The sequence below is a fragment of the Candidatus Pantoea communis genome (assembly GCF_011752685.1).
Taxonomy (GTDB): Bacteria; Pseudomonadota; Gammaproteobacteria; order Enterobacterales; family Enterobacteriaceae; genus Pantoea; species Pantoea communis.
The window spans coordinates 51771-64240 of sequence record NZ_VWXC01000007.1; the positions used below are offsets into that span (position 1 = coordinate 51771).

At 47.3% G+C, this 12470-nt stretch carries 10 protein-coding genes, 1 tRNA gene and 1 pseudogene; 5 read left to right on the forward strand and 7 right to left on the reverse strand.

Annotation, left to right across the window (positions count from 1 at the left end):
* Positions 1-8 precede the first annotated feature (8 nt).
* Positions 9-713 (forward strand): MgtC/SapB family protein, encoded by a 705-nt coding sequence (locus F3J37_RS11150; RefSeq protein ID WP_034828565.1) that lies wholly within the window; start codon positions 9-11, stop codon positions 711-713.
* A gap of 1222 nt (positions 714-1935) precedes the next feature.
* The gene (locus tag F3J37_RS11155) at positions 1936-3285 is read left to right on the forward strand and encodes a DUF4145 domain-containing protein (protein WP_166933428.1); all 1350 of its coding nucleotides are present in this window, start codon (positions 1936-1938) and stop codon (positions 3283-3285) included.
* 59 nt (positions 3286-3344) lie between these two features.
* On the opposite strand, the gene F3J37_RS11160 is transcribed toward F3J37_RS11155, so the two are convergent.
* The 6 genes and pseudogenes from F3J37_RS11160 to F3J37_RS11185 form a co-directional block, all read right to left on the reverse strand.
* Positions 3345-4121 (reverse strand): hypothetical protein, encoded by a 777-nt coding sequence (locus F3J37_RS11160; protein ID WP_166933429.1) that lies wholly within the window; start codon positions 4119-4121, stop codon positions 3345-3347.
* Positions 4122-4153: 32 nt separating this feature from the next.
* Positions 4154-4639 (reverse strand): annotated as a pseudogene (locus tag F3J37_RS11165) (tyrosine-type recombinase/integrase); the annotation flags it as partial.
* Between the two features lie 15 nt (positions 4640-4654).
* A protein-coding gene (locus F3J37_RS11170) for an IS3 family transposase (RefSeq protein WP_166933431.1) occupies positions 4655-5766 on the reverse strand; the annotation gives its coding sequence in 2 pieces (ribosomal slippage) (positions 4655-5505 and positions 5505-5766; 1113 coding nt in all).
* 304 nt (positions 5767-6070) lie between these two features.
* A complete protein-coding gene (locus F3J37_RS11175; RefSeq protein WP_166933432.1) occupies positions 6071-7108 on the reverse strand; it encodes a hypothetical protein in 1038 nt (345 codons plus the stop codon).
* Positions 7109-7253: 145 nt separating this feature from the next.
* A tRNA-Ile gene (locus tag F3J37_RS11180) sits at positions 7254-7329 on the reverse strand.
* Positions 7330-7532: 203 nt separating this feature from the next.
* Positions 7533-8315: an SDR family NAD(P)-dependent oxidoreductase gene (locus F3J37_RS11185; RefSeq protein WP_166933434.1), complete on the reverse strand. Its 783-nt coding sequence runs from the start codon at positions 8313-8315 to the stop codon at positions 7533-7535.
* Positions 8316-8451: 136 nt separating this feature from the next.
* Here F3J37_RS11185 and F3J37_RS11190 point away from each other — a divergent pair, with 136 nt between their 5' ends.
* From F3J37_RS11190 to F3J37_RS11200, 3 genes are all read left to right on the forward strand, one after another.
* A complete protein-coding gene (locus F3J37_RS11190; protein WP_166933435.1) occupies positions 8452-9039 on the forward strand; it encodes a TetR/AcrR family transcriptional regulator in 588 nt (195 codons plus the stop codon).
* Positions 9036-9551, forward strand: coding sequence for a G/U mismatch-specific DNA glycosylase (mug, locus tag F3J37_RS11195; RefSeq protein ID WP_166933437.1), 516 nt, complete (start codon positions 9036-9038; stop codon positions 9549-9551). The genes F3J37_RS11190 and mug overlap by 4 nt, the downstream gene beginning before the upstream one ends.
* A gap of 88 nt (positions 9552-9639) precedes the next feature.
* A complete protein-coding gene (locus F3J37_RS11200) occupies positions 9640-10398 on the forward strand; it encodes a substrate-binding domain-containing protein (protein ID WP_166933439.1) in 759 nt (252 codons plus the stop codon).
* Between the two features lie 48 nt (positions 10399-10446).
* On the opposite strand, the gene rpoD is transcribed toward F3J37_RS11200, so the two are convergent.
* Positions 10447-12291: an RNA polymerase sigma factor RpoD gene (gene rpoD, locus F3J37_RS11205; RefSeq protein WP_034828348.1), complete on the reverse strand. Its 1845-nt coding sequence runs from the start codon at positions 12289-12291 to the stop codon at positions 10447-10449.
* Positions 12292-12470: the final 179 nt, after the last annotated feature.

Sequence of the window (12470 nt, forward strand, 5' to 3'; positions counted from 1 at the left end):
GGTTTATGATGGATTGGAAAATCTTTTTACTGCGCGTCACCGTCGCGCTGGTTCTGGGCGCGCTGATTGGCAGCGAGCGCCAGCTTCGCCAGCGTATGACCGGTTTGCGCACTAATGCGCTGGTCAGCACTGGCGCCTGTTTATTTGTCTTGATGACGCAAAGCGTACCCGGCATCGCCACTGATGCCTCCCGCGTGGCGGCCTATGTGGTCTCAGGCATCGGCTTCCTCGGCGGCGGGGTGATCATGCGCGACGGCCTCAACGTCCGTGGCCTGAATACTGCCGCAACGCTTTGGTGCACCGCCGCCGTGGGCGTGCTGTGCAGCATGGGATTGCTGCTGGAAGCGGCGATTGGTTGCATGGTGATTCTGTGTGCCAATATTCTGCTGCGCGATTTGGCGCAGGGGATTAATCGCCAGAGCCTGGTGCCTGCGGAAGAAGTGGTGCAGCACTATAAAGTGCAGATTATCTGTCTGGCGCAAGATGAAGTGCAGGTGCGCAGCCTGATGTTACACAGCCTCGGCGGTAGCGGATTGCGCCTGCAATCACTGCACAGCGAGGATATGAACCCGCCGCATCGCATGGAAGTGAATGCGGAAGTGCTGGGGAAACCGAGCATGACGGATCAGCTGGAGAGTCTTGTGGGACGGATTAGCCTGGAGAAGGGCGTCAGTTCGGTGCGGTGGCAGGTTTGCGGGTTGGAAGGGGAGTGATGGGTTAGGTTGCGACTTCGCGGCCTTCTCAAGTTGAGTGGTTTTAACATCGATGATTTAAGTTGGATGTTATAAGAGAATGCTGACAGATGGTGTTGGAAATATTCAATACCATCTGTTGTATTTGATGTAGATGAAGGAAACAACGATCACCCAGGATATGCTAAGGAAAGCCGCGTAATTTGGCATAAAGCGGACAAAAATGTAGATCCCTGCTACAACAGCTACGAGGGGAATGAGGTAGATAAATGACTGAATTAACCATAAAAGTGCTTTTTTCATTTTTTAGAAATCTTGTATAAAGCATCCGTAATTAAGGTGGTTTATCAGAAGGTACTTGTCGGGAGTTAGCCCACCATTGAGATGGGCCCAGCAGCTTAGTCTTGGTGTCTGGCTCTTGCTCTCATTTCCTGAATGTTCATTCCGTGATGTGTACGCTGATGTCCGCATATCCAGCATGAACAGGGGCATGGCGTATGGTAGACCTTCCCAATGTTCACGATAGTGGTACCTTCAGGCCAGCTGTAAGCCGCATTATTATAACGACCGCGCTTAGCTTTGAACCTTTTCATATGATGGCGGCGAAACGCTCGAGTTCTTGATTGCATGGGTAACCCCCGAAATAACCGTCGGGGCAGCCACACCTTCGTGTGACTGCCGGAACGTGTATTCGGAGTGGAGGATTTTACGCATCGTTAAGCCCTCTGATTCACTGCTTTACTGATTTATTCCAGAAAATTTAGTCCGGCTTCAACAATCCATTCCCGACCGTAAGTTACTGATTTCATTTCAAGCTGGCTGATTATAAAACTAGCTGAATATTATGAGAGCGGGATTAGGACGTCGCTATGCAACTATATCTATTGAAAGACTATAAATTATTATGAGTTATTGATTGGAATGGAGTATTTGGTGGCCCCTGCTGGGTTTGAACCAGCGACCAAGCGATTATGAGTCCCAATTTGAAGTGAGTGAAATCAGTAAGTTACTGATTTTCATGTTTTCTTTAGGCCGAATAGTGATGAAAAGTGGCACATAGCGTTGAGCTCTGCTGCCACTTTGCTGCCATTTTAATCCAACCAAAATGTAGATGACTGACGGTATAATTTCGTTGACAGTCAAAAAAACATTAAACTCCGGTTGAAATTTGCCGATATTATTATTTTACTAAGTCGTATTTAGGTATATTAGTCAAAATTGGAATTAAATAAAAGGAGTAATTATGTCAAGCCTTAGGGATATGGAAGAACTTATTAGTGATATAGTTGATGTTGAGTTGAAAGAATACATGCGGGAAGCATTAACTTGCTATATGACCGGAGCACATCGAGCATGTGTCGTACTTTCATTTATTGCTATTTTTGAAGATCTATTCAAAAAGTTAGACGGGATGGCTACAACAAATAGAGTAGCTAGAGCAATTTTCATAGAAATCTCTAAAAAAAGAGATGAGCAAAAAGTTTATGAAAGTGATTTGCTTAATAAATTGAAGGCTGAAAAAATAATTACAGAAATTGATGCGGATTTCCTTTCAGTACTAAGAACGCTCAGAAATAAAGCAGCACATCCTTCAGGCCATAAGCCCACTGCTGAAGAAGCTCGATACGTATATTCTAAAACTATACATAGATTTCTATCTAAGCCAGTTTTATCAACAACTCAGGTTGCCGACCAAATCCTATCTAAGTTGACTAACTCATATTTATTTCCGACGTCAAACATTCAAGATCATGCTACAGTAGTAAATGAAGGTGTTAAAAACCTGCATCATGATGGGTATTCATATCTCCTAAAAAAACTAATCGAGTCACTCGACAATGCAAATGAACAAATAAAATTAAATGCGAAAAGATATCTCTTGGGTTTATCCATTAAACCTCTAAATGATGATGTCCTTGAGCAGATAAAAAAGCAGCTTTTAATTGAATGTAGTACTGATGAAAGTAAAAGGCAATGCTTGATGGAGTGTATCTCAACCAATGGTAATCTACTCAAGAATATAGATGACATTGTTTATTTGAGATTGAATAAAATGTTTGAGGACACTATTTCAGCTACAAAACCCTCTGATCAACATACATACTTAAGGCATCCTGTCCAAATTGCTAATAGTATTATTGGCTTGGATGCGATGGTCATTGATAGATGCTTTAAGTCTAGCCTTGCCGAAGTTTTTGAGACATACAAATTAAGCCCCGTATTAATGAAACATGTTAAAGGGCATGTATGGGCTAAAGATAAAGTTATACAATCAATTTTTGACCAGGCAGGCTCTTCGACTTTCTCCGAGGCAAACTCTTTTGCACAGAGTGCAAGCTCATATGATGGTGATATCTCAATTTTAATGGATGATTTAAATTGTTTTGAACTTATAATTCACATCTGTACAGCAGGCGACTGGGGAGCGTTTGGGGCTGAAGGGATGATGAAAGGGAAATTTAATAATATTCCAAAAATTAAGGAAAAGGCAATTAAAGCTTTGAAAGATAATAATGATAATTGCCAGCAGGTGATTGATAGAATCAGGCCATCAATTGGTAAAGCAGGAGATTTTGAGGGGAGTTATTTTTAATTTATGCGTCAAAAACAGAGAGCGTGATTAACGCTCTCTGTTCGAAAATTAAGGTCTATTTAATTTAGAGTTTGCTGTGCTATTGAGTTTAAATAATCTGACATTAACCGTTTTTTCGCGAAAATTAATTCCATTTTTACTTTCAAGGCTTCATTTTCTAATTCGCTTATTTTAGTTTTACATTCGTAGTCAATATTTATTTTTTTAAAGCTATCCTTGTAATCATCGGTTGCTTTTTTGGATTCACACTTTTGGTTGGCAAGGGTGATTCTGTCATTTATTTTATTTAATGTATAATCATGCGCCTCTTTTTTATTAGAGTAATCTATAAATAACTTAGGGCTTTCCTTTTTGATGTTTTTCTTAAGGTTACCTTTATCTTTGATGTTGAGCTCTCGTAGGTTGTACGATTCAGCTATTTTATTAAAACACTGTGATATATTGTTGGCGCTAGACAGTGATTTATAACATTCGGAGTAAGACAGTGATGTAAATTGTGATAGTAGGTGTACTCTTAATTCTGAGTATTGTTCGGAGAATTTACCTTGTACTATTTTAAGATTTGATTTAGCTGTGAGAGCTTCGTCCTTTGCTTGGTTAACGTCCTTCGAAAGCTGACTTAGTTCCATCGTCTTCTCATTCAAAGTTTCGTTAAGCTCTAAGAGCTTTTTGTCTTTTTTTTCAAGTTCAAGAGTCTTTTTTGCTATTTCTTCATCAAGTAGTGATTTCTGATAAACAGGAAGTACGGTATAAAAATAACCAAAGGCTGCTAGTGCTAGAACTCCTATTTGTGAAAAGTTCGCAATTCTTGTTGACCAGACATCTAACTTTGACATGTAACAATCCTGATTTTTGAGAAAATTAAACTTTAAACAATGTTAATTAGTGGATTAAGATTCTTAGCTTCATATAAATGTTCTGGAGCAAAATGTGCATAACGCATAGTCACTTTGATATCCGTATGTCCCAAAATTCGCTGAAGCACGAGAATGTTGCCGCCGTTCATCATGAAATGAGAAGCGAAGGTATGTCTTAAGACATGCGTCAGTTGTCCAGCGGGTGTTTTGATCCCGGCGCGTTGCATGGCCTTTCTGAAAGCTGAATAACATGGTTTAAAGAGCACCTGCGCTTTCCTGCTGGATGGTAGATCAGCCTGTAATTTTTCTGTTATCGGCACCGCTCGGTTTTTCTTGCCTTAAGTTTTCACGTAGATGATCTGACCGGTGCGGATTTGGTTTCCCTTTAAGCCTTCTGCCTCACTCCATCTTGCGCCAGTTGCCAAGCAAATTTTCACAATGGTCGTCAGATCTTTAGATCTGCTGTTCTCACATTCGGCGAGGAGGGTTCTGATTTTGTAAGCAGACCCGTTTTAGTTCCACACACTTTTTGAGATTTCCGGTTTCTCAGCCATCAGCCGATATTCTTCCGGCGTCAGGTTATTCAGGGATTCATGAGGCCGCTCGCTGTTGTATTCCGTCACCCAGCGCTCCGTGATTTCCCGTGCTTCGTTCAGCGTTCTGAACAGGTAAAAATCCAGGATTTCTGTCCGGTACGTTCGGTTAAACCGTTCAATAAAGGCGTTCTGCGTTGGTTTACCCGGCTTAATAAATTCCAGCATCACACCGTGGTCTTCAGCCCATTGTGCCAGCGCCAGTGATATCAGTTCTGGCCCGTTATCCATCCGCATTTTCAGTGGATATCCACGGTTTGCCACTATCCTGTCCAGCACCCGAACGACCCGCTGCGCCGGGATATTCAGGTCAATTTCTATCGCCAGAGCCTCGCGGTTAAAATCATCCACGACGTTGAAAGTCCGAAAACGTCGGCCACATGTCAGGGCGTCGTGCATGAAGTCAATCGACCAGCTCTGGTTGAGTGCTTCCGGCGTGGCCAGCGGAGCCGGATTTCGCACCGGCAGACGTTGTTTACCCTTACGCCGAAAATTCAGTTTCAGCAGGCGGTAAATCCGGTGCACACGCTTGTGGTTCCAGACGTGGCCCTGCCTGCGAAGCACCTGAAACAGCTTCTTAAAGCCGTAGCGGGGATAGCGTTCAGCCAGTTCAGTCAAAGCCTGGATCACCGGTTCATCACGTCGTGTGTCCGGTTGATAGCGAAAAACCGTCCTGCTCAGCGATAACGTCCTGCATGCCTGGCGTATGCTCATCGTAAACTGCGCGATCAGATAGCTGACGAGCTCACGCTTTATCGCTGGTTTTAAAGCTTTTTTTCGATTACGTCTTTCATCGCCCGGCATTCCAGACTAAGGTCGGCAAACATCTGCTTCAGGCGGCGATTTTCGTCTTCCAGATCTTTCATCTTTTTGATATCAGAGGCTTCCATCCCACCAAACTTCGCTTTCCAGTTGTAATACGAGGCCTCGGATATTCCCGCTTCGCGACAAACATCTTTGACTGTACGTCCAGCTTCTACGGACTTCAGAACGGCAATGATCTGGTGTTCGGTGAATCGGGCTTTGCGCATGGTGATCTCCTCCGGGGACATAGTCAGTATGTCGGAAGATCTCTAAATGTGAATGGTCCGCTTTACAGTGATGCTTACACTGTGGCCGCGCGGTGAATACTGGGACGTAAGATTGAAGAAGCTCACCAATGGCAAGCTGGAATGAGAACCCATAGCAAAAGAGCCCTTCGCAAATGAAAATGCGGCATGGCATGCCGCATATCAGGATTGGGAGTACAAGCTTAAAAAACTTGGGTGGTATTCTAAATATTAAGCTGATTTCGTTTTTAAGATAAATCAGCCAAGGTATTTAAATCAGTTGTTGTCAATCATCTTTGAATGCAAGATTTGCATGATAACTACATAGGCCATTGAATTCCTGTTCATCAATGCTTAGGTAATTATGGCATACAGCGCATTCTTCATGTGTTCTAGTGTATTCACACCAGAAGCAGACGTCTTCTTCCGGTACATATGATTCAAGACCACATTCTATACATTCTAGAACTCTTGGTTCATCACCATTAAATGGGTTTATAGCATAATCATTATCGAGTGCTTCTAATAATAATGTGGATATTAATGCAGTAAAATTACACTCAAGGCATGAATATCTAAATTCTCTGTAATCTTCTGATACATTCAGCTCTAGAGGCAGTATCTCTGGTGATGGTGTTATCAAGGTAGACCCACAGACACCACAAGATGCCTCTTCAATGTATGGCATCATTCTGGCTGGGATACCGTATTTTTCCCATCTGGTAATGCAGGTTTTTTTAGTGTCTTGATAAAAGTTGCTTACTTCCAGCATTATCAACCAAGTGTCGCCAAGAAGCTGTGTTGGTGTCTGATACAAATGCTGTTCAATAAAATCGCGGATAACGGGAAATAGTTCAGCAATGATGGTTGTAAGTTCGCCCAGTGTATTACTAGGGTGTAAATGCTCTAATTCGTTTCTTCGCTCTTTTATCTTTGTAATAACCGCCCAATCAATTTCAATACCAAGCATCTGTAGCCGAGATTGAATTGCGGTTGTTTCAATAGTGTTCTTGGTTAATTGAGGTGTCCATTTAACATCGCCACTATCAAGAACTATTGGCTTAACTTCATGAGGGACATATATCAAAGCTGCTGCATCTTCAGCAGATTTTACAGATGTAGATATTCTATATTTGAAAAGTAAAAGAACACCAGAGAGTAAATTTCTAAATGAAGATAAAGCACGGGCAGGGTCGCCGTTTGGCTGAGTCGCAAACTTGTAGTCTTCAATCCCTAAGCGAACCGAGGAAAGAGCATTATCAAGCAATCTCTCTCTGTTAAGAATTTTCGGTTGGGTAACCTTTACCTGTCTGTTCTTAGCCATCCACTAACTCCGCAAGCAATCTGACTGATCTTTGAGAAGTAAGCACCGACAAAGTTTGTGCGACACTTTTGCGACACTTGTTGATTTTTACAAAAAAGCCACCTTGCTGGAGGTGGCTTAACTTAATGATTATAAAAAATAAATTTGGTGGCCCCTGCTGGGTTTGAACCAGCGACCAAGCGATTATGAGTCGCCTGCTCTAACCACTGAGCTAAGGGGCCAGCGGAGCGGGGATTATAAAGTATCTCGTAGGGGTGATCCAGCGTTCGCCAATCGGTTGGTGAAAATTAGAACAATCTCTGACTCCTTGATCTCCAAGCAAAAATCCCTTCCCACCCCCTAAGATCGCTCAATCAACCCTCAACCTCCGCAGGTTTTTGAGACAAGGCCATCCTTCTACCTCATCTCAATCATCACTCACATCTCACAAATAACGCGAAGCCGGTTTATTCAACGAGATATACGGCAGGATGGCGAAGCGCGCGCTCTCCATGCTCTGCCATAGTCCCAAATCTTCCACCGAAGGAATGGTGATCAGCTCGCCGCTATCCAGCCCGTGCAGCGCCGCTGCGACTAAATCCTCAACCTCCATCACGCTTTCTGGCGGAAGGTCATCAACCGATTTCCCTGAGCGTTCGAAGATCTCAGTACGGGTTAAGCCAGGCAATACCGCCTGAATACGCACGCCACTCTCCGCCAGCTCACGCTGCATATTGCGCGTCAGCGAGAGCACAAAGGCTTTACTGGCGTTATACGCGCCATTCGCCATTTCATTCACCAGTGCCAGTACGGAAGCGATATTCACAATCGTGCCTTCACCACGACGGCGGAATGCTTGCGCGGCTGCATGTGCCAGCTGCGTCAGAGCCACAATGTTTAACGTCAGCATGGTTTGTATTTGCGAGATATCTCCCGCGACGAACTCGCCTTCAACTGCCATCCCGGCATTGTTCACCAGCATCGTAATCCGCTCGTTGTCCGCAAGGGTTTGCGCCACGCGTTGCAAATCTTCAGTACGCGTCAGATCGGCGGCCAGCACACTCACTTCCACGCCGTGCGCGTCACGCAGCGACTGCGCCAGCTGGTTAAGACGCGATTCATCACGCGCCACCAGAATCAAATTGCTGCCGAGCGCGGCCAGCTGTTTCGCGTAAGTTGCACCAATGCCGCTGGATGCGCCGGTAATCAATGCCAGTTGTTGTGTCATGGTCGGTTCCTGTAAATGATGGTTGTCATATCTGATGGAGATTAATATGACGATCATCATATTTTTCGTCAAGCTGGAATATGATGATCGTAATAATTACACTGATTGCCATTAACGATGAGCAGGATGGTGAGAGATGGAAAAGCTGAGCCACAAGGCGCGCACGCGGCAGCGCATACTGGATGAGGCAGCAGTGGTGATGCGTGAATGCGGCACTGAAGGCATTGGCGTAGCGGCGCTGATGAAGCGCGCGGGATTAACTCACGGCGGCTTCTACGCGCACTTTGATTCGCGGGAAGCGCTGGTTGAAGCGGTGATTGCCGAGATGTTTGCCGATTCGGCACAGCGCTTTGCCGCCATCACCCAACTCGAAGATCCAGCCGAGCGATTGGCCCAACTGATCGACAACTATCTTTCTGAGCATCATCGCAATACGCCGGGAGAAGGCTGCCCGATACCTGCCCTGGTGAGTGAGATTGCCCATCTGCCGATTGAAACACGCACGCTGTTCTCGCAACGTCGTGATGCGGTGCGGCAACGGCTGGCGCAGGCACTCAATGAAATGCACCATCCTCAGGCTGATGATGTCGCCGCCAGTATGCTGGCCGAAATGGTCGGTGCGGTGGCGCTGGCGCGCGCCTGTCCGGATGATGAGGAAGCGCGCAATATGCTGGCGGTTAGCCGTCGCTCGGTGAAACAGCGCGCAGGATTGGAGAGTGCATGAGCGAGCACGATATTCAGGACATTATTGCACCGGATTTGCAGGTGCTGTTTTGTGGCATCAATCCGGGCAAGTCATCGGCGCACACCGGCTTCCACTTTGCTCATCCGGGGAATCGCTTCTGGAAGGTGATCCATCAGGCCGGTTTTACCCGCGAATTGCTGAAACCGGAACAGGAGCAGCGGCTGCTGGAAACCGGTTGTGGCATCACCATGCTGGTTGAGCGTCCGACCATTCAGGCTAACGAGTTGGCGGGTGATGAGCTGCGCGATGGCGGGGCGCGTTTGCAGGAGAAGATCTTGCGCTATCAGCCGCGTGCGCTGGCGGTGCTGGGTAAAGATGCGTTCCAGAAAGCGTTCCGACAGCGCAAAGTGGAGTGGGGCGAGCAGCCGCAAACCTTGGGCGAAACGCGTTTGTGGGTGCTGCCCAATCCCAGCGGGTTGAACCGCGCGACGATAGAGGAGATGGCGACAGCTTATCGCCAACTTCATGATTGGTTACAGAATAACGCGTGAGCGTGCTCCGCTTAACGCGGCCCTAAAGTTGTTCAATTTGCGTTTTCTGACTAAACCCAAATCTTTATGGCAAATAAAGAGAGGGAAGATGAAACGCACAATCGCGTTAGCGGCGCTGCTGGTGATGGCGCAACAGACGGCACAGGCAGAGACGCTGAAAGTATTTAGCTCCGGTGGCATGTATCCGGTGATTGAGAGCCTGAAGCAGGATTATCAGCAGCAAACTGGCAATACCCTGCAGCTGGAAGCGGCGCCCTCGATGGGCGATACGCCGCAGGCGATCCCTAATCGTCTGAAACGTCAGGATAATGCCGATGTGCTGGTGATGGTCGATTACGCCATCAAGCCGCTGGAGCAGGCCAAATTTGTGGATAGCAGCAGCCATAAGGTGCTGGCGCACTCTTATATCGCGATGGCGGTGAAGCAGGGCATGACGCCGCCTGATATCAGTACGGTAGCGAAATTCAAACAGGTTCTCACGGAAGCCTCCAGCATCGCGATATCAGACAGTGCCAGCGGCAAATATATTCAAGGCAAGATGCTGAGTAAGCTGAAGTTGGGGCCGAAGACCGCCAGCAAAGTGTCAGTGATCCCCGCCACACCGGTGGGTGAAGCGGTGGCACAAGGTAAAGCGGAGCTGGGCTTCCAGCAGAACAGTGAGCTGCAGGCGGTGAAGGGGATTACCATTGTCGGGCTGATTCCGCCAACGGTGCAGCAGGATACGCTATACGGCGCGGTGATTACGCGCAGCACCCAGCAGAAGCAGGCGGCAGCGCAGTTTGTGAAGTATTTGCAGAGCGATAACGCGCGCAAAATGATGCAGGAAAAAGGGCTAACGCCGTTTTGAAGGCAATAAAAAACCCCGGCGAGCCGGGGTTTTTCGTCTTAACGAGGATTAATCGTCAAGGAAGCTACGCAGTACTTCGGAGCGGCTTGGGTGACGCAGCTTGCGCAGCGCCTTGGCTTCGATCTGACGAATACGCTCACGGGTAACGTCAAACTGTTTGCCAACCTCTTCCAGCGTGTGGTCGGTGTTCATATCGATACCGAAACGCATACGCAGGACTTTCGCTTCACGCGCAGTCAGACCCGCCAGCACGTCGTGGGTGGCTGAACGCAGGCTTTCTGAGGTAGCAGAATCCAGCGGCAGCTCCAGCGTGGTGTCTTCGATAAAATCGCCCAGATGCGAATCTTCATCATCACCAATCGGCGTCTCCATGGAGATCGGCTCTTTAGCGATTTTCAGCACTTTGCGAATCTTATCTTCTGGCATCAGCATACGCTCAGCCAGTTCTTCCGGCGTTGGCTCACGGCCCATCTCTTGCAGCATCTGGCGCGAAATACGGTTGAGTTTGTTGATGGTCTCAATCATATGCACCGGAATACGGATGGTACGTGCCTGGTCGGCGATAGAACGGGTGATAGCCTGACGAATCCACCAGGTCGCATAAGTTGAGAACTTATAACCACGACGGTATTCAAACTTATCAACCGCTTTCATCAGGCCGATGTTACCTTCCTGAATCAGATCGAGGAACTGCAGACCACGGTTGGTGTATTTCTTCGCGATAGAAATAACCAGACGCAAGTTCGCTTCAACCATCTCTTTCTTCGCACGACGCGCTTTGGCTTCGCCGATCGACATGCGACGGTTGATGTCTTTAACCTGCTCGATGGTCAGGCCGGTCTCTTCTTCAATCTGCTGCAATTTCTGCAGTGAACGCGTCACATCATCTTCAACTTCAAGCAGTTTCTCTGACCAGGGTTTATTCATGGCCAGCGCCGCTTTGAACCAGCTTGGGCTGGTTTCATTGCCAGTGAACAGGGTGATGAAGTTCTTCTTCGGCATTTTGCAGATTTCAATACACAGCTTCATGATCAGGCGCTCTTGCGTACGCACGCGCTCCATCATGACGCGCATACTGTTCACCAGGTAGTCGAATTGCTTCGGCACCAGGCGGAACTGTTTGAACACTTCAGACAGGTTATTGATTTCTGCAACGGCATCAGCGTGGCTGCGGCCTTTAGCTTTGATCACGGTACGGGTGGTTTCGTACTGGGTGCGCAGATCGTTGAACTTCTCGCGCGCCAGTTCTGGATCGATGGAGTTATCATCGTCAGAGCTGTCGTCGTCGCCATCTTCGTCTTCTTCATCGTCGTCGTTACGGTCTTCTTCAGACAGTTCAGAACCCACGTGAGTGGCGGTTGGTGCGATATCTTCTTCCGCGTTCGGGTCAACAAAGCCGGTGATCAGGTCAGACAGGCGAGATTCGCCCGCTTCCACACGATCGTACTGATCGAGCAGATAGGTGATGGCTTCCGGGTATTCGGCAACTGAGCACTGAACCTGGTTGATACCGTCTTCGATACGCTTAGCGATGTCGATTTCGCCTTCGCGCGTCAGCAGCTCGACGGTACCCATTTCGCGCATATACATACGCACAGGGTCAGTAGTACGGCCAATTTCAGATTCAACGCTAGAGAGTACCTGCGCGGCAGCTTCTGCGGCATCTTCGTCAGTATCAGTACTGTTCTCATTCAGCATCAGATCATCGGCATCAGGTGCTTCTTCAACAACCTGAATACCCATGTCGTTAATCATCTGGATGATGTCTTCGATCTGATCGGAGTCGACGATATCTTCCGGCAGATGGTCATTGACCTCAGCATAGGTCAGATAGCCCTGCTCCTTACCACGGGTGACAAGCAGCTTAAGCTGTGACTGCGGGTTTTGCTCCATAAGACGGTATCCACACTTCTGTTAATTAGATTGGTGTCGGTCGGCAGCGAGCCAACTATAACAGTGAAGGCGTTGTTCTTTTGCCGCTGCCTTCAACGCGGCCAGGGTATCGACCCTTCATATATCGGCACTTAAGCCGCTTGAGTTCTGTTCGGGCCTGGCTTCGACGCCGACGGCCC